Below are 23905 nucleotides of genomic sequence, written 5' to 3' on the forward strand. Positions count from 1 at the left end.
CTCAATCCACGAGCTGACGCCGCACCGACGGCGTCAGCCGGGTGAGGATCTCCTCGCCGACGGTGTCGATGCGCTCGGCGAGAGCCGTGGCATCCGATTCCCCATCATCACCAGGGCCGAACACGACCACGCGGTCGCCGACCTTCACCCCCGGCCAGGAGGCGACACTGCTGCTGCCGCCGGCGATCGCCGTGAGCGGCCGAAGCCCCGCGGGCGTCGCGACCTCCACGCCGCGGAGAGTCGACGGGAGACCGTGGTACGAGCCGAGCCCCACGTGCACGACGTCACCGTCGACCGCGTCCACCGTCGCGACCAGACGCGAGATCAGCCGCAGCCCGTCGAGTGCGGGGCCGTCGGCGGAGCGGATGCCGTAGCAGAACGCGCCGACGCGGCTGAGCGTGCCCCGCAGCTCGGGCCGCCACCACGCCGCCGCCGAGGCGGTGAGATGCAGTACCTCCGGGGCGCCTCCGGCGGATTCCAGCTGACGGACGGCATCCAGGAACACGGCCTGCGCCGCGTCGTCCTCCGCGTCGCTGGCCTCGGCGAGATGACTCCAGACGCCGGCGATGCGCGCGCTCCCGTGCTCCTCCGCCCGCCGGGCGGCGGCGACCGCCGCGGGCCAGTCCTCCGGACGGAAGCCGTTGCGGTGCAGCCCGGTGTCGATCTTCAGATGCAGGGCGGCGCGGATGCCGAGCCGCTGCGCCGCCTCGATCGCCTCGCGCAGGTAGGAGGCCGAGCCGATGCCCAGGTCGATGCCGGCGCGCAGCGCCCGCTCGACCTCGTCGGGCGCGGAGGGCGCCCATGCGTAGACGCGCTGCGCGGTCAGCGCGCGGATGCGCAGCGCGGTGGGGATGTCGTAGCTGCCGAACCAGGTCACCCCGGCCCGCTCGGCCTCGGCGACCGCCCACTCCACGCCGTGCCCGTACGCGTCGTCCTTCATCACCAGCAGCAGCTGGGAGCCGCCCAGGCGCTCACGGACGGCGTCGAGGTTCGCGTGGAACGCGCGGCGGGAGATCTCCAGGACCGGGATGCTCATGCCTGCCAGCTCCGCTCGCCGTGCTGGCCGATCACGGCGGCCAGCTCCAGCGCCTCCAGGCCCGCCGCCGCCGACCAGTCGGCCAGAGCGCCGCGCACCGGCCCGTCACCGCCGAAGTAGACGACCGGCGTGCCGATCGCGGCATCCGCCCTTTCCAGATCGACCACGCAGACGTCCATCGCGATCCGACCGACGATCGGATGCGCGCGGCCGTCCACCTGCACCCGCACGCGATTGCCGAGAGCCCGCAGGATCCCCTGCGCGTATCCGCCGGACACCAGGGCGACCCTCGTGTCGGCCGCGGCGCGGTGCGTGTAGCCGTACGAGACGGCCTCCCCCGCCCGCAGCGGCTTCGTGGAGAGCACTCGTCCCTGCAGGCTCATCACCGGCTCCGTCTGCGCGGCACCGTCGACGGGGATGCCGAGCAGCAGCGGGATGTCCACGTCGGGCGCAGCGCTCGTCGACGCGGGCACGCCGGATGCCGTCAGCCGCCGCGCCTCGTCCTCCGACGACACGAGCACTCCCGACACGCCGGCCGCATGCAGGATGCGAGCCGTCTCGTCGACGCCGTGACCGTACGCGTCGTATCGCAGGTCGACGACGGCGCCGGCGGCGTGCTCCCGGGCGTTACGCGCGAGAGCCCCTGCGCTGAGGAGCACCCGGGGTGTCGCACTGCCTGACATCTGCCGCCTCCGCCTCAGAGCTGGATGGAGTTGAAGCCCTTGCCGTGCACGAGCGCCTCGATGGCCGAGCGCGCCCCCGCCGCGTACGCGTCGAGCGCCTCGGCATCCGCCGTCAGATCGATCTGCATGCCGCGGTTCGCCGCGGCGCCGGTGAGGATCTCGCGCGTCAGCGGAGGGTTCAGCGGCAGCAGCGGGCCCTGGACGTTCGTCGCGAAGGCGTTGCCGGTGCGGATGACCTCGCCGCGGGCGCGCTGGTCTGCTCCGCCGGAGAGGGCGAAGCTGCCCTGGCCGGACACCACGCGGCCGAACGCGTGCGAGGAATCCTCGAGGGACCACTCGCTGGCGTGGTCCTCGAACCCGATCACCCGGCCGCTCGCCGTGTCGGCCATGATGTAGCCGACCTTGCGCGTCTTCGTGCGCGCGACGGTCGCGCCGAACACGCCGACGCCCTCCAGGGTCTCGCCGTCCAACGCGGTCACGCCGCGGCTCAGCAGCTCGGCGCCCCCGCCGACGGCCAGCAGCGTGCCGCCGTCCGCCACGTGGGAGCGGATCCGCTCCGCGCGGGTCAGCAGGTCGGCGTGCACGCTGCGCATGGCGGAGAGCGGGCCATTGCCGATCACCAGGATGTCGAGGTCCTCCGGAAGGTCCTCGCCGACGCCGACGCGTGCGGTCACGCGGTTCGCACCGGCCAGGTCGACACGCGCCTCGAGCGCGCGGACGTTGCCGCGGTCGCCGGTGACCCCCAGGGTGTCGGGGTACAGCTGCGCGATCGTGAGCTGCGTCATCGGCGAGCCACCTCCTGATCACCATGGCCGAGGATCCTGCGACCGATCATCATCAGCTCGTAGTTGACGAACCAGGTCTGGCGTCCCGCCGACGTGCGCGGCAGTTCGCGCATCATCGCCACCGCCCGCTCCATGTCGGGTTCGACGGCGCCGATGCGCACTCCGGCGTGCTCCAGCGCCAGCGCGAGCTGGTACGCCTTCTCGCCGGTGACCACGTCGACGGACTCCAGTCCGTGGAAGTCCACGTCGTACAGCCACGACACATCGGGCGTTCCCTCGTCGATCGCCATCAGCGCGCGCTCGGGCGCGCCGTCAAGGGCATCCAGGTTCATCTGCAGGCTGGGGGCGTTCTTGAACATCACGAACTCGACCTGCTCGCCGGCGGGGTCGCGGCGCAGTGGGATCACCTCACCGCGTCCGTACGCCGGGGCCATGCGCGCGAAGCCGCGCGCGGCGGCATCCGTCGAGAACTCGTCGCCGAGCACGCGGGATGCCACGGCGAGGGCGGCAGCGGCGTCAGCCGCGTAGTGCAGGCCGCGCGCGGGCAGGCGCACCTCGGCATCCGCCTCGCCGATGCGGATCGTCACGTCACGGCCGCTGACCCGGCGCACCTCGGAGTACGCCGTGTGCTCGGCGGCTCCGGCATTCCCGCTGCGGGTGTCGGCGGCGTTGGCCAGGCCGTGCGCCGACGCGGCGATGATGCCAGGCTCGACGCCGAAGAACGACACCGGCGCCCGCATGGCCCCGACGTCGATCTTGCTCAGGTAGGGGTCGTCGCGGTTGACGACAACGTGACCGGATGCCCGGGTGGACGCGTCCAGCATCATGTCGGCGACCCGCTCGGTCTCGTAGAACCGGTACAGCTGATCGACCTGCACGTTCAGCGACAGGATCACCGACGGCGAGAGCCGGTCGGCCAGGTCGGCGGCGTAGCCCTCGTCGATCTCGAGCACGGCGACATCGGCCTTGACCCGGCCGGTGGGAGTGGCATCGGCCAGCAGCGCGCTGGTCACCCCCTGCGGCAGGTTGGCACCGGTCGGGTTCGTGAACACGGTGAGCCCGTGCGCACGCAGCACCTCGCTGACCATGTGCGTCGTCGTGGTCTTCCCGTTGGAGCCGAGCACGAACACCACGCCGTAGCGGAACTGATCCGCCAGCGTGGGCAGCAGCGAGGGCGCCAGACGATTGGTCAGGTAGCCGGGGAACGCGGATCCTCCGCCGCGCAGACGGGTCGCGAAGCGTGCGAGCTTGCCCGCCAGCACGGGGAAGACGTACCGCAGGCCGGCGGAGCGCGCCTGCGGCGCCTCAGGCGTCATTCGAGGTAGTCCCGCAGCGACTGCGAACGGCTCGGATGACGCAGCTTGGCCATGGTCTTCGACTCGATCTGACGGATCCGCTCACGCGTGACCCCGAAGGTGTCGCCGATCTGGTCGAGCGTCTTCGGCTGCCCGTCGCCCAGCCCGAAGCGCATGCGGATCACGCCCGCCTCGCGCTCGGACAGCGAGTCGAGCAGCTGCTCGAGCTGGCGCTGCAGCATCGTGAAGCCCACCGCGTCGGCGGGAACCACGGCCTCGGTGTCCTCGATCAGGTCACCGAACTCGCTGTCGCCGTCCTCGCCGAGCGGGGTGTGCAGCGAGATGGGCTCACGCCCGTACTTCTGCACCTCGACGACCTTCTCGGGCGTCATGTCCAGCTCGCGGGAGAGCTCCTCGGGCGTGGGCTCGCGACCCAGGTCCTGCAGCATCTGACGCTGCACGCGGGCGAGCTTGTTGATGACCTCGACCATGTGGACGGGGATGCGGATGGTCCGCGCCTGGTCGGCCATCGCGCGGGTGATCGCCTGACGGATCCACCAGGTGGCGTAGGTCGAGAACTTGAAGCCCTTGGTGTAGTCGAACTTCTCCACCGCGCGGATCAGGCCGAGGTTGCCCTCCTGGATCAGGTCGAGGAACTGCATGCCACGACCGGTGTACCGCTTGGCGAGCGAGACGACCAGACGCAGGTTGGCACCGAGCAGGTGGCTCTTGGCGCGCTGACCGTCGCGGGCGACCCACTGCAGGTCGAGTCCCAGCTGGCTGGACTTCTCGGCCGCGGACATCGCCGACAGCTTCTCCTCGGCGAAGAGGCCGGCCTCGATGCGCATCGCCAGCTCGACCTCTTCGGCCGCGTTCAGCAGCGCGACCTTTCCGATCTGCTTGAGGTAGTCCTTGACCGGATCGGCCGTGGCGCCGGTGATCTGCGTCGAGTAGACCGGCACGTCCTCCTCATCATTGGAGGAGATGACGATGGCGCCGGTGGGAAGCGGCTCGGTGAACGCCGGCTTCTTGTCGTTCTCATCGTCCTCGACGTCGGCGGCATCGACCGCCTCGTCGTCGACCTCGGTCGTCTCGTCCTTCTTCTTGGCGGCGCGCTTGGCGGGCGCCTTCTTGGCGGGCGCCTTGGCTGCGGCCTTCTTCGTCGCGGCCGCCTTCTTCTTCGCGGGAGCCTTCGCAGCAGCCGTCTCCGCGGTCTCCTCGGCCGCGGGGGCCTGCGCTTCGGCGGCGGCCGTCACTTCATCGGGCTCCGCTTGCTCAGTGCGGCGCTTGGTGGTCGTCGTCCGGGTCTTCTTGGTCGTGGCAGGAGTCACGTTTCGCCTTTCACGGAGCGGTGCACACGCTCCGGGCCATTTCGGACACTAGTAAGACCCTTGTCAACCCCGATCACTCGGATCGGTGGTTGACAACGGGTCGGACGTCCATTATCACACACCTCAGGGCGACCATCGTCCTCAGGTGCGAACTTCGTGGTGCGGACCGCTGCGCCCGCCGGTCAGCCCCGCTTCTCCTCGTCTCCGGGCCGCCGGTTCGCCAGGTAGCGCTCCAGCTCGGCGGCGAGCTCATCGGCACTGGGAAGATCGCGCTCATCGAAGACGTGCTCCGATTCGTCGCCCTCCTCGCGTCCGGCCATGTACGCGTCGTAGCGGTGCTCGAGCGTGCGCACCATCTGCGTCAGCTCCTCGTTGCCCTGCACCTGCTCCTGCACGCGTTCGAGATACTCTTCGCGCCGCGCCTGCACGGCATCCATCCCGAGCACGAGCCCGGTCCCGAGCATCAGCCGGTCAGCGCCCATGAGCACGGTGTCGGGGTACTCGGTGTCGGCCAGGTAATGCGGCACGAGCAGCACGAAGCCGGCCACGCGCACGTCATGCGCGACCAGCCGGTACTCCAGCTGGTGGCCGACCGTCGCCGGCACCTGGGTGCGCGGCTTCCATACCGAGTGCGCGGCGATCAGCTCACGGCGGTTGCCGCTCACCGTGGTGCCGATCGGACGGGTGTGCGGAACGGGCATCGCGATCGAGTGCAGCCAGTTGACCGTGGAGACCTGGAAGGCCTCGACGAAGCTGATCACGGCATCCGTGAAGGCGTTCCACGCGAAATCGGGCTCGTAACCGCTCAGCAGCAGGAAGGGCTGCCCGAGAGCGTCATGCGCGAGCGAGAGCTCGAGTCGCGCGGGACGGAACTCGGTCAGGTGATCCTGATCGAACACGATCACCGGGCGGCGCGCGCGATAGTCCAGCAGCACGTCGTTGTCGAAGACGATCAGCGGCTGCGGTGCTGCGGTCTCGTGCAGATGCTCGATCAGACCGGACACCGCGCTGCCCGCATCCGTGAAGCCGGTGAGGAGGATCACCAGCGGAAGGCCGGTCGGCACGTCGGGCGCGCCGGCGACGGACTCGTACAGCTCTGCGGAGAAGGGCATGAGTCAATGCTACGAGCCGGGCGGACGACCGGACGGGCGTCGCTGATGCTGACAGCGAACACGGCTCCGGCCCCGCGCACGCGGTCCGGGTGTCGATCCGTAGGATGGAGGGCATGACGCTACCCGCGATCTCCCATACGACCGATCCGTTCCCTGGAAGCGCTGCGGATGCCGCAGTGCTCGTCATCCCCGATCCGGCAGGCGCTCACGACGCGCTGGACGGATACGAGGGACTCGCCGCCGCACTCACCGGCATCGGGTACAAGGGCTCGGCCTCCGCCTGCGCACGTGTGCATCTCCCGGCCGTGAGCGAGCGCCCGCTCGCCGTGGTCAGCGCGGGTGCCGCGCCGACGGAGGAGACCGTGCGGGATGCGGTGGCCACCGCCGCCCGCTCGCTGACCGGGTACGCCACGGTGGCGGTCGGATTCGCTCCCGGCCTGGAGGGCTTCGCGGATGCCGCAGCCGAGGGCGCCGCGCTCGGCGGGTACCGCTTCGATGACTACCGGTCCGAGAAGAAGCCCGCGCGCGCCGAGAAGATCGTGCTGCACGCCCCCTCGATCGGTGACGGCGCCCTCGAGCACGCCCGCATCGTCGCAGAGGCCGTTGCGCTGGTGAAGGACCTCGTCTCCGTGCCCGCGGAGTGGCAGAGCCCCGCCCAGCTGGCGCAATCCGCCGTGGACGCGGTGGATGGCCTGCCCGTGGACGTCGAGGTGCTCGATGAGAGGCAGCTCGAGGATCAGGGCTACGGCGGCATCATCGGCGTCGGCCGCGGCTCGGACCGCCCGCCCCGACTGGTGCGGCTCAGCTACTCCCCCGAGGGCGCGGTCCGCCACATCGCCCTGGTCGGCAAGGGCATCACGTTCGACACCGGCGGCCTGTCGCTCAAGCCCGCAGCGAGCATGCTCGGCATGAAGTTCGACATGGCCGGGTCCGCGACGGTGCTCGCCGCGATCCGCGCGATCGCCGCCCTGGCGCTCCCCGTGCGCGTGACGGCGTGGATGTGCATCGCCGACAACATGCCGTCCGGGCGGGCGACCCGCCCCGGCGACGTGCTGCGGATGCTGGACGGTCAGACCGTCGAGGTGCTGAACACCGACGCGGAGGGCCGTCTGGTCATGGCCGACGGTCTGGTCGCCGCCAGCCGCGAGAACCCGGACGTCGTCTTCGACGTGGCGACGCTGACCGGCGCGATCATCACCGCGCTCGGCAAGCGCCACACCGGCGTCATGGGCCAGGATGCCGCGGTCGCCGAGTACCTCGCGGCCGCCGAGCAGGTCGGCGAGCCGGCCTGGCGGCTGCCGCTGCCGGACTACATGGAGGAGCTGCTCGAGTCCCCCATCGCCGACATGATCAACTCGAACATGTCCGACCGCTCCGGCGGATCGATGTTCGCGGGCCTGTTCCTGCAGCGCTTCGTCGGCCGCACCTCGGATGCCGAGGACGCGCCCCGCATCCCCTGGGTGCACCTCGACATCGCCGGCTCCGGTGAGCACGCCGGAGCGCCGTACGGGTTCACCGACAAGGGCCCCACCGGCGCCACCGTCCGCTCGCTCATCGCGTTCGCCCGCGCATCGGTCGAGGAGGCCTGATGGCCGTCCACGAGTTCGACCTCGTCGTCCTCGGCGGCGGCAGCGGCGGCTACGCCGCGGCGCTGCGCGCCGCCGAGCTGGGAAAGAAGGTGGCGCTGATCGAGAAGGACAAGGTCGGCGGCACCTGCCTGCATCGCGGGTGCATCCCGACCAAGGCCCTGCTGCACGCCGCCGAGGTCGCCGATCACGTGCGCAGCGCGGCGTCGGTCGGGGTGACCGCCACGCTCGGCGGCATCGACGCGGCCGGGGTGACCGCCTACCGCGAGGGGATCGTCGCGAAGAAGTTCAAAGGCCTGGAGGGTCTGATCAAGGCGCGCGGCATCACCATGATCGCCGGTGAGGGCCACCTGCAGAAGGATCGCTCGGTGCGCGTCGGAGACGACCGCTACGTCGGCGCCGACGTGGTGCTGGCCACCGGCTCGTACAGCCGCACCCTGCCCGGTCTGGAGATCGGCGGCCGGATCCTCACCAGCGAGCAGGCGCTCGCGCTCGATGAGGTCCCCGCCAAGGTCATCGTGCTCGGCGGCGGCGTGATCGGCGTCGAGTTCGCCAGCGTCTGGCACTCCTTCGGCGCGGAGGTCACCATCGTCGAGGCTCTGCCGCACCTGGTCCCCAACGAGGACATCGCGCTCAGCAAGGGCCTGGAGCGCGCGTTCCGCCGCAAGGGCATCGCCTACAACCTGGGCGTGCGCTTCCAGAAGGCCGAGCAGGACGAGCACGAGGTCACGGTCACGCTGGAGGACGGCAAGACGTTCTCGGCCGACTACCTGCTCGTCGCCGTGGGCCGCGGGCCCGCCACCGCGGGTCTCGGCTTCGAAGAGGCCGGTGCCACGGTGGATCGCGGCTTCGTGGTCGTCGACGAGCAGCTGCGCACCGGCGTGCCGGGCCTGTGGGCGGTCGGCGACATCGTCCCCGGCCTGCAGCTCGCGCACCGCGGCTTCCTGCAGGGCATCGCGGTCGCCGAGCGCATCGCCGGCATGGAGGTCGCCGCCGTTCCCGACACCCAGATCCCTCGCGTGACCTACTGCAGCCCCGAGGTCGCCTCGGTGGGCATCACGGAGGAGGCCGCGATCGCGGCCCACGGCGCGGATGCCGTCGTCGCCTACGAGTACAACCTGGCCGGCAACGGCAAGAGCGAGATCATCGGCACCGGTGGCACGGTCAAGGTCGTGCGCCAGAAGGACGGTCCCATCCTGGGCGTGCACCTGCTCGGCGACCGCGTCGGCGAGCTCATCACCGAGGGTCAGCTGGCCGTCGCGTGGGAGGCCCACCCGGAGGACATCGCACCCCTGATCCACGCGCATCCCACGCAGAGCGAGGCACTGGGCGAGGCTTTCCTCGCTCTGGCCGGAAAACCGCTCCACGCACTCTGAACCGCACCAACAGGGCGCCCGGGTCACTAAGCTTGGGGCGTCACAGATTTCTGAAGGAGACTCCGTCATGAGCACACCCGTGGTCCTTCCCGCACTCGGGGAGAGCGTCACCGAGGGTACTGTCACTCGCTGGCTGAAGCAGGTCGGCGACACGGTGCAGGCGGATGAGGGCCTGCTCGAGATCTCGACCGACAAGGTCGACACCGAGATCCCCTCTCCCGTCAGCGGCGTGATCGAGGAGATCCTCGTCGCCGAGGATGAGACCGTCGAGGTGGGTGCACTGCTCGCTCGGATCGGCGACGGCAGCGGCGCAGACTCCAGCGGTGACGCGCCAGCCGCACAGGAGGCGCCCGCAGCCGAAGCGCCCGCCGCAGAGGCATCCGCTCCGGCTGAGGCCGAGGCACCGGCGCCGGCCGAGGCATCCGCTCCGGCCGAGCCCGCAGCTGAGCCGGAGACCGCCGCCGCACCGGCCGCGTCCGGTGACGCGACCGACGTGGTCCTGCCCGAACTGGGCGAGTCCGTCACCGAGGGCACCGTCACGCGCTGGCTCAAGGCCGTCGGCGACGACGTCGAGGTGGACGAGGCCCTGCTGGAGATCTCGACCGACAAGGTCGACACCGAGATCCCCTCGCCGGTGGCCGGCACGCTGCAGGAGATCCTCGCCGCCGAGGACGAGACGGTGGCCGTCGGCGCCGTCCTCGCCCGCATCGGCTCCGGCGCGGCGCCTGCCGCCGAGAAGGCGCAGAGTCCCGCTGCAGAGCCCGCACAGGAACCCGAGCCCGCCAAGCCGGCAGAGCCCGCCAAGCCGGCGGAGCCGGCCAAGCCGGCAGAGCCCGAGCCCGCCAAGCCGGCGGAGCCGGCACCCGCGGCTGAGGCCTCTGACACCGACGCCTCCGACTCGCTGTACGTCACGCCGCTCGTGCGTCGCCTGGCCTCCCAGCAGGGCATCGACCTGACCACGGTCAAGGGCACCGGCGTCGGCGGCCGCATCCGCAAGGAGGACGTGCTGAAGGCTGCCGAGGCCAAGTCGCAGGCGCCTGCCGCGGCCCCTGCTGCTCCGGCACCGGCTCCGCTCGAGGTCTCGCCGCTGCGCGGCACGACCCAGAAGATGTCCCGCCTGCGCAAGGTCGTCGCCGAGCGCGCGGTCGCCTCGATGCAGCAGACCGCTCAGCTGACGACGTTCGTCGAGGTCGATGTGACGGCTCTGGCCGCCTACCGCTCCGCCAAGAAGGACGAGTTCCTGCAGAAGACGGGTGACAAGCTCTCCTTCCTGCCGTTCTTCACCCTGGCCGCCGCCGAGGCGCTCCAGGCGCACCCGATCATCAACGCGACGGTCGACGGCGACAGCATCGTCTACCCCGCCGCCGAGAACATCTCGATCGCCGTGGACACCGAACGCGGCCTGCTCACCCCGGTGGTGCGGGATGCGGGAACGAAGAACATCGCGCAGATCGCGCACGAGATCGCCGATCTCGCCGCGCGCACGCGTGACAACAAGCTGAAGCCGGACGAGCTGGCCGGCGGCACCTTCACGGTCACCAACACGGGCTCGCGCGGCGCGGTGTTCGACACCCCGCTGGTGTTCCTGCCCCAGTCGGCGATCCTCGGCACCGGCGTCGTGTTCAAGCGGCCCGGCGTGGTGACCGTCGACGGCGTCGACGCGATCGCCGTGCGCTCGTACGTGTGGCTGGCCATCTCGTACGACCACCGCATCATCGACGGCGCCGATGCGGCCCGCTTCCTCTCGGCGATCAAGAACCGCCTCGAGGCCGCGGACTTCGCGGGGGCACTCGGCATCTGATCTGAGCAGGAGGCTGAGCCCGTTCAGCTCGCACCGGATGGCTGGTCTGCGACGTCGTACACGTCGCGGACCAGCCATCCGTCTTTCTCGCGCACCATCACGAGCATCTGCTCACCGCTCCGATCCGTGCTCGCCAGGCGCAGCACGGCGATGTCGCCGTAGTCCTCGATCAGGGTCGCGCTCCTGCCCGCGGCATCCGACCCCAGCCGCTCGAGCACGACCTTCGCGCTCCCGGCCGCGACGGCATCCGAGCAGGCGCGATCGCTTTCGCCGGTGCAGCGGGCGATCGTCTTCAGCAGGATCCCGGCTGCCTGCTCCACGCCGCCGGCCGCGCCCTCCCCGTCCGCGTTCTGTCCCGGCGCGCCCGGATCCGCGGACGGGGACGGCCCGGCGTCGTGCGGGGAGCCGCTCGGGTTCGGCGGCGAGGCCGAGGGCTCCGGGAAAGACCCGCGATCGGCCGTGGCAGCACGCGCTGCGGGCGGCTCCTCCTCCCCGCCGGGCCAGAGCATGCCACCGAGCAGGACGAGCCCCGCGACTCCGGCTCCGACGAGCAGCATCCTCGTCCGCGGCTGTCGAGCGCTGTCCGCGGCATCCGACCGCGCGCTGCGTGCGGATCCACGGATCGCTCCGGGTCGCCGCACTGATCGGGGCGGTCGCGTCGCCCCAGGCGGCGGGGGCGACGCCGCTCGTGCGGTCATGCGGCTGCGGATCCGCTCCCGCAGCGACTCCGCCGCGGTGAGGATCCGATTGCGCAGCGCGTGCTGTCGGCGAGGCATCCCCGGCACCTCGTCGAGCGCCGCACGGTGGAACGGCACGGCCCGCACGCGCTCGGGCGCGAGAGCAGCAACCGCATCGTCCATCACAGCCCTCTGCGGAGCACCCGGCTGCAGAGCACCCGGGTGGAGTGCATCGCGCTGCAGAGCACGGGGGGCGGCGAGCTCGGTCAGCTCCCGCTCCCAGGCATCTAGTGAGCGTCGCACCATCCGGTGATCGCCCATCCCGGCGCCGATCCGCGCCAGCACCCGCTGCAGCGCGCGGTCGGTGCACATCTCCCGCACGCGTTCGACGATCGCGGCAGCGGATGCCGCGCAGGTGGCCCCGTCTCCTGGGACGAACAGCGGCCGCCCCTGCTCGTCCACCCACCAGCATCCCATCAACCCGGCGTCCGCGACCTCGACGACCCCGCGCATCAGGCTCCCCACCAGCGTCACCGTCTCGCCGGCGGTCAGCGGCGCCCCCGCCGCCGCGCGTCGCGAGATCAGCACATCCACCGACTCGACGCACCAGGGCAGCAGCGCACCGTGCCCGCTCGCGCTGCGCACCAGATCCCGCACGCCGGCGACGTGCTCGCCGTCCGCGAACTCCCACAGGGCGGTGTCGACCCCGGCGGCATCCACCAGCACCCGGCGGCGCTCACCGTCCGCGACCAGGTCTCCGGGATAGGGATGCTCGGCGCCGTCCAGGCGCCGGAAGGGGCGGTGCGCGCCCGGCACCAGTGCCGTCCGATCATCCGTCTGCTCGTTGTCCATCGCTCCATGAGAACGCATCCGCGATGCGCGAGGGCGCCGAATGCCGCGATTGTGGACAACTCGTGCCGGAAGGCGACCTGTGCAGGGAGAACGACACGGCGCCGACTCGGTAGGCTGGTACGCATGGCAAAGCGTGCTCCCGAAGCTGAGAAGCGTCCCGGCTTCTTCTCCCAGATCCGTTCCCTGTTCCGGTTCACCCGGGAGGTCTACGGCTGGCTTCCGTGGGCGCAGCTGGCCATTCTCATCGGCGGCGTGCTCATCGGACTCATCGTCGGCTACCTCGTCGGCGGCGCCGCGGTGCTGTCGCTGGTCATGTGGGGCGTGACCGGTCTGATGTTCGGCATCCTCGGCGCGATGTTCCTGATGACTCGCCTGTCGACCAAGGCCATGTACGCCAAGATCGACGGCATGCCGGGGGCGGCCGGACACGTGCTGAGCACCAGCCTGGGCCGCAGCTGGCAGGCATCCGACACTCCGGCCGGCATCAACCCGAAGACGCAGGAGGCCGTCTACCGCGCGATCGGCCGCGGCGGGATCGTCATCGTGGGAGAGGGCACCCGCGGGCGCCTGACCCGGCTGGTGAACGAGGAGCGGCAGAAGGCCCAGCGCGTCGCGAACGGCGTGCCCGTGACGGTGCTCTACGTGGGCCACGGAGACGATGACGTAGCCATCTCCGACCTCGCCAAGACCATCAAGAAGACGCCGAAGGCGATCGACAAGGCCACCATGGCCGCCGTGATCCGGCGCATCGACTCGGTGTCGCAGTCGCTGTCGTCGCTGCCGATCCCGAAGGGCATCGACCCCACCAAGGTGCGGGCCCAGCGTCCGCGCTGATCACTCCCCCAGCGGCACCTTCGGCAGCCGGCGCACCCGCGGGCGGCGACGGCGCTTCTCGGGGATCATCGAGCGCATCTCCTCGAGCTTCCCGAAGCACAGCAGGCGATCCTCCGCCTCGAGCACGACGTGCTTGCGCGGGTTGGGGATGACGCTCACGCCCCGGTGCAGGGTGAGCACGGTGATGTCACGGTCCCACAGGCCCAGATCGCCGAGCTCCATGCCCACCTGCTCCGCCCCGGAGTGCACCATCAGCTCGGCCACGCCGTAGCCGGTCGACACGCTCAGCCGCTGTCGGATGTCGATGTCGGGGAAGGCCACCTGGTTCGCGATGTAGTCGATGATCGCACCGGCGACATCCAGCTTGGTGGCCGCCTCGATCCCCTGCAGACCCGGCGAGGAGTTCACCTCCATGACCAGTGGGCCCTCGTCGCTCTCCAGCATGTCGACCCCGGCGACGCGCAGCCCCATGATCTGGGCGGAGCGGACCGCGGTCTGCTCGTAGACCGGGTCGAGCGTCACCGGCTCCACGCGTCCGCCGCGGTGCACGTTCGAGCGGAACTCGTCGCCGTCGGCGACGCGCCGCATCGCCGCGACCACTCGGTCGCCGACGACGAGCGCCCGGATGTCGCGACCGCGGCTCTCGGCGATGAACTTCTGGATCAGCACGTTCTGCTTGGTGGAGTGCAGCGTCTCGATGATCGCCTCGGCGACCTTCACCTGCGGCGCGAGGATGACGCCGATGCCCTGCGTGCCCTCCAGCAGCTTGATGACGACCGGGGCACCGCCGACCCGCTCGATGGCGGGGCGGACGTCAGCGCGGTTGCGCACGAACGCCGTGGGCGGCATGGCGATGTTGTGCCGGGAGAGGATCTGGTTGGCACGCAGCTTGTCGCGCGCGCTGGAGATGCCGTTGGCGGTGTTCGGCGTGTAGACGTCCATCTGCTCGAACTGGCGCACCACGGCGGTGCCGAAGTAGGTGATGGAATTGCCGATGCGGGGCAGGATCGCGTCGTAGTCGCTGAGCTGCTTGCCGCGGAAGAAGAGGTCGGGGGCGTCGGCGGTGAGGTCGATCGCGAACCGCAGCGTGTTCAGCACCTTGACCGTGTGTCCGCGCTGCTGAGCGGCGGCTCGCAGCCGTTGCGTGGAGTACGACTGCGGTGCCCGCGAGAGGACGGCGATCTTCACAGATGTTTCCTGCCAGGATGAAGGGGTGAATCGGTCTTCTCATTCAAACACGTCCACGGGGTGGCGCGAATGGGTCGGCCTGCCCGATCTCGGTGTCGACTGGATCAAGGCCAAGATCGACACCGGCGCGCGCACCTCGTCGCTGCACGCCTTCGACGTGGTCGAGTTCGAGCGCGACGGCGGGGACTGGGTGCGGTTCGCCGTGCATCCCTGGCAGGAGAGCCGGGCGGATGCCGTGGTGCACGAGAGCCCGGTGCACGATCGCCGCGCGGTGCGCAGCTCCTCCGGACACGCCGAGGAGCGACTGGTCGTGCAGCTGCGGATGCGGCTGGTCGGGCAGATCGTGGAGGGCGAGGTGACGCTGACCAACCGTGACGAGATGGGCTTTCGGATGCTGATCGGCCGTCAGGTGCTGCGTCGCGGCTTCATCGTCGACCCCGCGAAGTCGTTCCTGGGTGGGCATGCCCCGCGCGAGACGCGGCGCCGCAATCGGGGACGCGCCTGAGCGGGCGTCAGGCCCGGATCAGCACGGTGCCGGCCAGCTTGTCGTGCAGCCCGCGCTGATCGGCATCCCAGATCACGGCGGGGATGACGACCACCAGCAGCACGGTGCGCACGATCGGCCGCCAGAGCCCGACCCACCCGCCGCCGATGCGCACCACCCGCATGCCGAGGATGCGGTGCCCTGGGCTGCCCCCGGCAGTGGGGATGAACAGGATCTGCAGCACCGCGAAGACCATCATGGGCGCGAACTGGCGCCAGCCGGCTTCGCTCGGCAGCGCGAGCGGGTCGTACCCGAGGAACCCGATCGCGATGATCGTCGCGGCGACGTAATCGATGGCCAGAGCCGCGATCCGCCGTCCGGGACGGGCGATGCTGCGGGGTCCGGTGGCAGGCAGACCGAGGCGCTGACCGGGATAGTCGTTCACTCCCCCAGCCTACCGAGCACGCGTAACATGCCCGAAACACGACCGACACGGCTGAGAAACTCCCCTTGCATAACCTGCGTAAGGTTGATGCAACCGATACCCGATCAGGAGTCGTACATGTTCACAGAGCCCGCAGACGTCCTTGCATACATCGAGGAGAACGACGTCAAGTTCCTCGACATCCGCTTCACCGATCTTCCGGGCGTGCAGCAGCACTTCAACATCCCGGCTTCGACGGTCGACGAGGACTTCTTCCGCGACGGGCAGCTCTTCGACGGATCCTCGATCCGCGGCTTCGCCTCGATCCATGAGTCGGACATGCAGCTGATCCCGGATGTGACGACCGCATACCTGGATCCGTTCCGTGAGGCGAAGACGCTGGTGATGGTCTTCGACATCTACAACCCGCGCACCGGCGAGATCTACTCGAAGGACCCGCGTCAGGTGGCCAAGAAGGCCGAGAAGTATCTCGCCTCCACGGGCATCGCCGACACCGCGTACTTCGCGCCCGAGGCGGAGTTCTACATCTTCGACGACGTGCGCTACTCGGTCACCTCGGGCGAGAGCTTCTACAAGGTCGACTCCGAAGAGGCGGCGTGGAACTCGGGCCGCGAGGAGGAGGGCGGAAACCTCGGCAACAAGACGCCGTTCAAGGGCGGCTACTTCCCGGTCTCGCCCGTGGACAAGACCGCCGACCTGCGCGACGACATCACCCTGCGCCTGATCGACGCAGGATTCCAGCTGGAGCGCTCGCACCACGAGGTCGGCACAGCGGGCCAGCAGGAGATCAACTACCGCTTCGACACCATGGTCAGCGCGGCCGACGACATCCTGAAATTCAAGTACATCGTCAAGAACACCGCCCAGGAGTGGGGCAAGACCGTCACGTTCATGCCCAAGCCCCTGTTCGGAGACAACGGCTCGGGCATGCACACGCACCAGTCGCTCTGGCTCGACGGCAAGCCGCTGTTCTTCGACGAGGCCGGGTACGGCCAGCTCAGCGATATCGCGCGCTGGTACATCGGCGGCCTGCTCAAGCACGCGCACGCCGTGCTGGCCTTCACCAACCCGACGCTGAACAGCTACCACCGACTGGTGAAGCACTTCGAGGCGCCGGTGAACCTGGCCTATTCCGCCGGCAACCGCTCCGCGGCGATCCGCATTCCACTCACCGGCTCCAACCCGAAGGCCAAGCGCATCGAGTTCCGTGTGCCGGATGCCTCGGGCAACCCCTATCTGGCCTTCGCAGCGCAGCTGATGGCGGGCCTGGACGGCATCAAGAACCGCATCGAGCCGATGGAGCCCATCGACAAGGACCTCTACGAGCTCCCCCCGGAGGAGGCCAAGAACATCCCCCAGGTGCCGAACTCGCTGCTGGATTCGCTGGATGCGCTCCGCAACGACCACGAGTTCCTTCTCGAGGGCGGCGTCTTCACGCAGGAGCTCATCGACACCTGGATCGCCTACAAGTACGACAACGAGATCCTGCCGATCGCGCAGCGCCCGCACCCGTACGAGTTCGAGCTCTACTACGGAGTCTGACCGCGTCTCGGCGCCTCGCCCGCCCGCGGTGGGTCAGGCGCCGAGATAGCCGCTCAGGCGGCCGTGGAAGCGCTCGCTGCGGTCATCCAGGCCGACGATCGCGATCTTCGCGCCGTGGCGCTCGTAGCGGGTGGCGATCGCGTCCAGCGCGGCCACGGTCGAGGCGTCCCAGATCTGCGCCGCGCTGAGATCGATGATCACGGATGCCGGATCCTCGGCGTACCGGAAGTGCTCGACCAGGTCGTTGCTGCTGCCGAAGAAGAGCGGCCCCCGCACGGCGTAGCGCACGATCTCGCCGTCCTCGTCGAGTTCGCGCCGGACGCTGATCACGTGCGCCACCCGGCGCGCGAACAGGATCATCGCCAGGATCACTCCGGCGATCACGCCGTAGGCGAGGTTGCTGGTGAGCACCACCGTGCCGATCGTCACGACCATCACGGTCGTCTCCGACAACGGCATCCGCCGCAGCGTCGACGGTCGCACGCTGTGCCAGTCGACCGTCGTCACGGCCACCACCATCATCACCGCCGCCAGCGCCACCATCGGGATCTGCCCCATCACCGTGCTCAGTCCGGTGACCAGCGCCAGCATGAACACGCCGGCCACGAAGGTGGAGATCCGGGTGCGCGCGCCGCTGGTCTTCACGTTGAGCACGGTCTGGCCGATCATCGCGCACCCGGCGACTCCGCCGTAGCAGCCCGCGGCGATGTTCGCGACGCCGAGCGCCCACGACTCCCGTCCCTTGTGTGAGGGCGTCTCGGTGATCTCGTCCACGAGCTTCGCCGTCAGCAGCGACTCCATCAGCCCGACCAGCGCCACGCTCAGCGCGGTCGGCAGGATCAGCTGCAGCGTCTGCAGATCGAGCGGAACGCCGAGCGGTGTCAGACCGGGCAGGCCCCCGCCCACGGTGCCCTCATCGGCGACGTCAGGAACGGTCATCCTCCCGACGATGACGATGGCGGTCACGACCACGACCGCGACGAGCGGCGAGGGCACCGCCTTCGTCACCAGCGGGAGCAGGATGACGATGGCCAGCGTCAGCGCGAACAGGCCCCACACCGGCAGCGCGGCACCCAGGATGTGCGGCAGCTGCGCGACGAAGATCAGGATGCCGAGCGCGTTGACGAACCCGAGCATGACCGATCTGGGCACGTACCTCATCAGGCGCGACAGGCCGAGCAGGCCGAAGGCGATCTGCAGCACCCCGGCCAGGACGACCGTCGGCAGCACGTACTGCACGCCGTGCTCGTGCACGAGCGGTGCGATCACCAGCGCAACCGAGCCTGCCGCCGCGGTGATCACCCCGGGGCGGCCGCCCAGGAACGTCATCGTCAGGCAGAGCACGATCGAAGCCACCAGGCTGGTCATCGGATCGACACCCGCGACCACGGAGAACGAGATCACCTCGGGCACCAGCGCCAGGGTCGTCACCAGGCCGGCGAACACCTCCCGGGTCAGCTGCCGGGGGCTGCGCAGTGCGGCGCGCACGCCGAACGCCGGGTTCGATGAGGGCATGGGGGCTCCTGTTCACGCGGACGCCCGATTCTATCGGCGCCCGCCCGATCAGCAGAGCACGCGCAGCGCGCCCGGCTGCACGCGCACCTCCAGGCCCGTGATGTCCCCCGCCTCCTCGCCGTCGATCTCGAAGGCGGTCGGCGTCGAGAGCCACGCGCGGATCCGCTCGCCCGTCAGGTGCCGCGCGGCGTCCGTGTCGACGGTCTCGTCGTCGCCGCCGATGAGCCGGCGGATGCCGTTGTCCCACACGATCGCGCGCAGGGTGCGGGCCCACTGCGCGGCGCTCTCGGCGCTGACCAGCAGCAGGTCGAGCCGCCCGTCGTCGGGGACGGCGTCCGGCAGCAGCGTCACTCCGCCCTGGATCGCACCGCAGTTGCCGATCAGCAGGGTGTGCCCGCTGACCGCCTGCTCCTCGCCCTCATCGACGCGCAGCGAGATGTCCATGGTCTCCGCCGCCGTCAGCGCGCGCCCCATCGCCTCGACGTACGCCAGCCAGCCGGCGCGATCCTTCAGGTCGTCGTCGGTCTCGGCCAGCATGTGCGCGTCCAGCCCGACGCCGATCATCACCAGGAAGCCGGTCTCGGCCGCGCCGCCGTCGGCGCGCACCCAGCCCATGTCGATCTCCCGATCGTGGCCGGCCGCGATCAGGGCCAGTGCCTTGGGGATGCTCCCGAGCGGGATGCCCAGATTGCGCGCGAGCAGGTTGCCGGTGCCCCGCGGGACGATGCCCAGCCTCGGGGCGTCGTCACCGACGCTCGCGAGCGCCTCGGCGACAACGCGCACGGTGCCGTCGCCGCCCACCGCGACGACGACATCGCATCCCGCCTCGACGGCGGCCTCCGCCATCGAGCGCCCCGGATCATCCTGCGAGGTCTGCCACCACTGCACTTCGGCGTCGTCCGCGAATGCCGCGCCCACGGCATCCCGCAGCGCCGACTCGTCGACCTTGGTCGGATTCCACACGATCCCGATGCGCTCCGCCATGACTCCCCCTGGCTCTCGATGACGCCTGGCCCGCCGCTGTGCCGGCGAACCGCACGGCTCAGCCGTAGAACTGCTTCTCGAACACGCGCCGTGCGCGGCGCGTGACCCGAAGATACTCCTCCTCCAGCATGGCCGCTCCGCGATCCGGGTAACCGAGAAGTCGCCCCACGCCATCGAGCTCCCGGTGCTCGGCGGGCAGCAGGTCCCTGGTCTGGCCGGTCAGCAGCGTCATCGCCGAGCGCAGCCGGCTGGCGAGCACCCAGGCGCTGCGCAGCTGCTCGGCCCCGGCGGCCGGCAGCAGGTCGGCCAGCACAGCCCCGTCCAGCGCCTGCAGCGTGGACGTGGTGCGCAGGTCGGGAACGCGATACCCGTGCTGCAGCTGCAGCACCTGCACCATCCACTCCACATCGCTGAGCGTGCCGGGGCCGAGCTTCAGATGCCGGCGCGGGTCGACGCCCTGCGGCAGCCGTTCGCCCTCCACCCGCGCCTTGATGCGCTTGATCTCGCGCACGTCCTGCAGGGAGACCTGCTCGGGGAAGCGGATGCTGTCGGCGAGCTCCATGAAGCGGCCGATCAGCTTCTGGCTGCCAGCGACGCCGCGAGCGCGCAGCAGCGCCTGGGCCTCCCAGGACAGCGACCAGCGCCGGTAGTACTGCGTGTACGCCTCCAGCGTGCGCACGATCGGCCCGTTGCGCCCCTCGGGCCGCAGATCGGCATCCAGGTCCAGCGGCAGACGGTGATCGGTCAGATGCTCGCGCAGCCCGGCGACGATCTTCGCCGCCAGCTGCTGCGCGCGCTGCGGGTCGATGCCGTTGGGCTCGTAGACGTACAGCACGTCGGCATCCGACCCGAATCCGAGCTCCGCGCCGCCGAAGCGGCCCATGGCGATGATGGAGAAATCCAGCGCGTCGTCCTCGGGCGGCACCACCTCGCGGCGCACGGCGCGCAGGGCCGCCTGGATAGTGACCTCGGTGATCTCGGTGATCGCGCGCGCCATCTCGTCCACGCCGATGTGGTCGAGCACGGCGCCGATGGCGGTGCGCAGCAGTTCGCGGCGGCGCAGCGCCCGCACCGCCTGCAGCGCGGCGGCGATCGTGGAGTGCCGCGTCTGGATGGCCCGCGCCTCCTCGTCGAGCGCCGCGCCCCCGCGCGGCTGCAGCAGGCTGGGCGTGTCCAGCCAGGCGACAGACTCGGGGATCCACTCCATCAGCTCGCCGACGTAGCGCGAGCTGGAGAGCACCCGCGTGAGGCGCTCGGCCGCTCCTGATGAATCGCGCAGCATCCGCAGGAACCAGTGCGTGTCGCCGAGTCGCTCGCTGATTCTCCGGAAGGCGACCAGGCCGTAGTCCGGATCGGTGCCGTCGGCGAACCAGCGCAGCATGACCGGCATCAGATACCGCTGGATGCTGGCCTTGCGGCTGAGCCCCGAGGTGAGCGCCGCGATGTGCCGCAGGGCGCCCGAGGGGTCGCGGAACCCGATGGCCGCCAGGCGGTCCGCGGCCTGCCCCGTGGTGAGGGCGCGCTCCTCGGCCGGCAGCGACGCCACGGCCGCGAGCAGCGGCCGGTAGAACAGCCGCACGTGCTGCTCGCGCACCTCGCGACGCACACCGTCCCAGAGCCGCCGCAGCCCGGCCGCCGAGTCGGCCAGTCCGGTGGCCCTGGCGAGGCGGCGCATGCCCTCGTCGTCGCGGGGCATCAGATGCGTGCGCGTGAGCTCGTGCAGCTGCAGGCGGTGCTCCAGCAGCCGCAGGATGCGGTACTGCTGGGCGAACGCCGCGCTCTCGACCCGGCCGATGTAGCCGCCGTCGGCCAGCGCCTGCAGCGATTCCAGGGTGCCGCGGGTGCGCAGGCTCTCGTCGCTGAGCCCGTGCACCAGCTGCAGCAGCTGCACCGTGAACTCGATGTCGCGCAGGCCGCCCGGGCCGAGCTTGAGCTGGTAGGGCATGTCCTCCGGGGGGATGTTGTCGGTGACGCGCTCGCGCATGCGCTGCACGCTCTCCACGAAGTCCTCCTGCTCGGCACTGGACCACACCCGCGGCTGCAGCGCGGCGATGTAGTCGGCGCCGAGCTCGGCATCGCCGGCCAGCGGACGCGCCTTCAGCAGCGCCTGGAACTCCCAGCTCTTCGCCCAGCGGTCGTAGTAGGCGATGTGCGAGGCCAGCGAACGCACCAGCGCCCCGTGCCTGCCCTCGGGGCGCAGCGCCGCATCCACCTCCCACAGCGCCGGCTCGGCCTCGATGCCGGAGAGCACGCGCATGGTCTCCCTCGCGAGCCGCGTGGCGATGTCGATCGCTCTGGCCTCGCCCAGCAGCTGCTCGTCGGCCGTGCCGCCAACGAAGATCACGTCGACGTCGCTGAGGTAATTCAGCTCCCGTGCACCCGCTTTGCCCATCCCGATGACGGCGAGCCTGGTCGCGGCGACCTCCGCGCGATCGAGCCCGTCATCGACGACCGACGCGCGGGCGACGGCCAGCGCCGCCTCCAGGGCGGCCGCCGCGGCGTCTGCGAGTGCGGCGGAGACACCGGCGATCGCCTCGACGGGGTCAGCGGATGCCGTGTCCGCGGCGACGATCTCGACGAGCGCGCCCCGGTAGGCCACCCGCAGGGCGTGCTCGCCATGCGCGTCTGCAGCGAACCCGTCCACAGCGGCCACCGCCGCCAGCATCCGCTCGGTCAGCTCCTCACCCGTGGGCAGGTCCGTGCGCAGCAGTGCGGCCGGGTCCAGCTGCTCGGGCCGGCGGACGAAGAAGTCCGCCACGCCGGTGGAGACGCCGAACACCCGCCACGCCGCGGCGCGTGCCCGAGGATCCCGCAGCACGGCGGCGGCACGTCCGGCGTCGCGGCGGGCGATCCGCAGCGCGCCGGCGACCGCATCGTCCGGGTCGGCGGCGATCAGCCCGTCCACCAGATCGGTGCGCTCCAGCCCGGTCAGCTCGGACAGCTCCGTCAGCGCCTCCGAAGCCGCGGCGAGACCGACGAAGCCGAGCCGGGCCAGCGCGGACAGCGCCACGGACGCATCAGGTCGTGCCATGACGGCCGCTCAGAGCAGACCGAGGTTGTTCTGCAGCTCGAACGGCGTGACCTGCCCGCGATAGGACTCCCAGTCCCGGCGCTTGTTCAGCAGCACGTAGTTGAAGACCTGCTCCCCCAGGGTCTCCGCGACCAGCTCGGAGTCCTGCATGTACTCCAGCGCGTGGTCCAGGCTGGCCGGCAGCGGCGCATAGCCGAGCGCACGGCGCTCGGCGTCGCTCAGCGACCACACGTTGTCCTCGGCCTCCGGCGGCAGCTCGTACTCCTCCTCGATGCCCTTCAGCCCGGCCGCGAGGATGAGCGCGTACGCCAGATACGGGTTGGCCGCCGAGTCCAGTGCGCGGTACTCCACCCGGGTGGACTGGCCCTTGTTGGGCTTGTACATCGGCACGCGGATCAGCGCGGACCGGTTGGCGTGGCCCCAGGTGACGAAGCTCGGGGCCTCGTCGCCGCCCCACAGTCGCTTGTACGAGTTGACGAACTGGTTGGTCACCGCCGCGATCTCGTTGGCGTGCCGCAGCAGCCCGGCGATGAAGCGCCGGCCCGTCAGGGACAGCTGGTACTCGGCGCCGGCCTGGTAGAACGCGTTCACATCGCCCTCGAACAGCGACAGGTGCGTGTGCATCCCGCTGCCCGGGTGATTGTTCAGCGGCTTCGGCATGAACGTGGCGTAGACGCCCTGCTCGATCGCCACCTCCTTGACCACCGTGCGGAACGTCATGATGTTGTCCGCGGTGGTCAGCGCGTCGGCGTACCGCAGGTCGATCTCGTTCTGCCCCGGCCCGGCCTCGTGATGGCTGAACTCCACCGAGATGCCGAGATCCTCCAGCATCCGCACCGCACTGCGGCGGAAGTCGTGCGCGGTGCCGCCGGGCACGTTGTCGAAGTAGCCCGCCGAGTCGGCCGGAACGGGTCCGTCCGGCCCGATCTGGGACGACTTCAGCAGGTAGAACTCGATCTCGGGATGCGTGTAGAAGGTGAAGCCGGCATCCGCGGCCTTCGCGAGCGACCGCCGCAGCACGTGCCGGGGGTCGGACACAGCTGGACGGCCGTCGGGTGCGGTCAGGTCGCAGAACATGCGGGCCGTGGGGTCCACATCGCCGCGCCAGGGCAGGATCTGGAACGTCGACGGGTCGGGCTGTGCCAGCAGATCGGACTCGAACGTGCGCGTGAGGCCCTCGATCGCCGAGCCGTCGAAGCCGATGCCCTCGGCGAAGGCGCCCTCCACCTCGGCGGGTGCGATCGCCACGGACTTCAGCGTGCCGATCACGTCGGTGAACCACAGGCGCACGAACTTCACGCCGCGCTCCTCGATGGTGCGCAGCACGAAGTCGCGCTGCTTGTCCATG

19 protein-coding genes are annotated in these 23905 nt (G+C 70.5%); 6 read left to right on the forward strand and 13 right to left on the reverse strand.

Translation table 11 applies throughout. The features are described 5' to 3' along the window. Position 1: 1 nt before the first annotated feature. From Q9R19_RS06570 to Q9R19_RS06595, 6 genes are all read right to left on the reverse strand, one after another. Positions 2-1036: an alanine racemase gene (locus Q9R19_RS06570; RefSeq protein WP_311255515.1), complete on the reverse strand. Its 1035-nt coding sequence runs from the start codon at positions 1034-1036 to the stop codon at positions 2-4. Then, positions 1033-1719, reverse strand: coding sequence for an alanine racemase C-terminal domain-containing protein (locus Q9R19_RS06575; RefSeq protein WP_311255516.1), 687 nt, complete (start codon positions 1717-1719; stop codon positions 1033-1035). The genes Q9R19_RS06570 and Q9R19_RS06575 overlap by 4 nt, the downstream gene beginning before the upstream one ends. A gap of 14 nt (positions 1720-1733) precedes the next feature. Next, positions 1734-2504: a hypothetical protein gene (locus Q9R19_RS06580; RefSeq protein WP_311255517.1), complete on the reverse strand. Its 771-nt coding sequence runs from the start codon at positions 2502-2504 to the stop codon at positions 1734-1736. Continuing rightward, on the reverse strand, positions 2501-3820 hold the full coding sequence (locus Q9R19_RS06585; protein ID WP_311255518.1) for a MurT ligase domain-containing protein: 1320 nt from the start codon (positions 3818-3820) through the stop codon (positions 2501-2503). The genes Q9R19_RS06580 and Q9R19_RS06585 overlap by 4 nt, the downstream gene beginning before the upstream one ends. Further along, on the reverse strand, positions 3817-5130 hold the full coding sequence (locus tag Q9R19_RS06590; RefSeq protein ID WP_311255519.1) for an RNA polymerase sigma factor: 1314 nt from the start codon (positions 5128-5130) through the stop codon (positions 3817-3819). The genes Q9R19_RS06585 and Q9R19_RS06590 overlap by 4 nt, the downstream gene beginning before the upstream one ends. Positions 5131-5312: 182 nt before the next feature. Then, a complete protein-coding gene (locus Q9R19_RS06595; RefSeq protein ID WP_311255520.1) occupies positions 5313-6242 on the reverse strand; it encodes a PAC2 family protein in 930 nt (309 codons plus the stop codon). A 113-nt stretch (positions 6243-6355) separates the two neighbouring features. On the opposite strand from Q9R19_RS06595, the gene Q9R19_RS06600 reads away from it, so the two are divergent. From Q9R19_RS06600 to sucB, 3 genes are all read left to right on the forward strand, one after another. Next, positions 6356-7831, forward strand: a complete 1476-nt coding sequence (locus Q9R19_RS06600) for a leucyl aminopeptidase (RefSeq protein WP_311255521.1) — start codon at positions 6356-6358, stop codon at positions 7829-7831. Next, positions 7831-9204, forward strand: a complete 1374-nt coding sequence (gene lpdA / locus Q9R19_RS06605; RefSeq protein WP_311255522.1) for a dihydrolipoyl dehydrogenase — start codon at positions 7831-7833, stop codon at positions 9202-9204. The genes Q9R19_RS06600 and lpdA overlap by 1 nt, the downstream gene beginning before the upstream one ends. 67 nt (positions 9205-9271) lie before the next feature. Continuing rightward, a complete protein-coding gene (gene sucB, locus Q9R19_RS06610) occupies positions 9272-11005 on the forward strand; it encodes a 2-oxoglutarate dehydrogenase, E2 component, dihydrolipoamide succinyltransferase (RefSeq protein ID WP_311255523.1) in 1734 nt (577 codons plus the stop codon). 23 nt (positions 11006-11028) lie between these two features. Here sucB and Q9R19_RS06615 read toward each other — a convergent pair whose 3' ends face one another. Next, positions 11029-12534 carry a hypothetical protein gene (locus Q9R19_RS06615; RefSeq protein WP_311255524.1) on the reverse strand — a complete coding sequence of 502 codons (1506 nt, stop codon included), beginning with the start codon at positions 12532-12534 and terminating at the stop codon, positions 11029-11031. 123 nt (positions 12535-12657) lie between these two features. On the opposite strand from Q9R19_RS06615, the gene Q9R19_RS06620 reads away from it, so the two are divergent. Continuing rightward, on the forward strand, positions 12658-13368 hold the full coding sequence (locus tag Q9R19_RS06620; RefSeq protein WP_311255525.1) for a DUF4191 domain-containing protein: 711 nt from the start codon (positions 12658-12660) through the stop codon (positions 13366-13368). Here the strand turns inward: Q9R19_RS06620 and Q9R19_RS06625 are convergent, their stop codons facing one another. Next, complete coding sequence (locus tag Q9R19_RS06625) at positions 13369-14556, reverse strand: RimK family alpha-L-glutamate ligase (RefSeq protein WP_311255526.1); 1188 nt, start codon at positions 14554-14556, stop codon at positions 13369-13371. Positions 14557-14581: 25 nt separating this feature from the next. Here Q9R19_RS06625 and Q9R19_RS06630 point away from each other — a divergent pair, with 25 nt between their 5' ends. Beyond that, positions 14582-15061 (forward strand): ATP-dependent zinc protease, encoded by a 480-nt coding sequence (locus Q9R19_RS06630; RefSeq protein WP_311255527.1) that lies wholly within the window; start codon positions 14582-14584, stop codon positions 15059-15061. A gap of 7 nt (positions 15062-15068) precedes the next feature. On the opposite strand, the gene Q9R19_RS06635 is transcribed toward Q9R19_RS06630, so the two are convergent. Next, entirely contained in the window at positions 15069-15485 is a 417-nt protein-coding gene (locus Q9R19_RS06635; RefSeq protein ID WP_311255528.1) for an RDD family protein, read from the reverse strand. 117 nt (positions 15486-15602) lie between these two features. On the opposite strand from Q9R19_RS06635, the gene glnA reads away from it, so the two are divergent. Then, positions 15603-17027: a type I glutamate--ammonia ligase gene (gene glnA / locus Q9R19_RS06640; protein WP_311255529.1), complete on the forward strand. Its 1425-nt coding sequence runs from the start codon at positions 15603-15605 to the stop codon at positions 17025-17027. Between the two features lie 33 nt (positions 17028-17060). On the opposite strand, the gene Q9R19_RS06645 is transcribed toward glnA, so the two are convergent. From Q9R19_RS06645 to Q9R19_RS06660, 4 genes are read right to left on the reverse strand one after another with little or no spacing between them, the layout of a single operon-like run. Beyond that, positions 17061-18542, reverse strand: a complete 1482-nt coding sequence (locus Q9R19_RS06645) for a SulP family inorganic anion transporter (RefSeq protein WP_311255530.1) — start codon at positions 18540-18542, stop codon at positions 17061-17063. Between the two features lie 48 nt (positions 18543-18590). Beyond that, on the reverse strand, positions 18591-19526 hold the full coding sequence (locus Q9R19_RS06650; RefSeq protein WP_311255531.1) for a diacylglycerol kinase family protein: 936 nt from the start codon (positions 19524-19526) through the stop codon (positions 18591-18593). A gap of 58 nt (positions 19527-19584) precedes the next feature. Then, the gene (locus tag Q9R19_RS06655; RefSeq protein ID WP_311255532.1) at positions 19585-22557 is read right to left on the reverse strand and encodes a bifunctional [glutamine synthetase] adenylyltransferase/[glutamine synthetase]-adenylyl-L-tyrosine phosphorylase; all 2973 of its coding nucleotides are present in this window, start codon (positions 22555-22557) and stop codon (positions 19585-19587) included. Positions 22558-22566: 9 nt separating this feature from the next. Continuing rightward, the gene (locus tag Q9R19_RS06660) at positions 22567-23904 is read right to left on the reverse strand and encodes a glutamine synthetase family protein (protein WP_311255533.1); all 1338 of its coding nucleotides are present in this window, start codon (positions 23902-23904) and stop codon (positions 22567-22569) included. Position 23905 lies beyond the last annotated feature (1 nt).

This window comes from Microbacterium sp. ARD32, assembly GCF_031844385.1.
GTDB lineage: Bacteria > Actinomycetota > Actinomycetes > Actinomycetales > Microbacteriaceae > Microbacterium.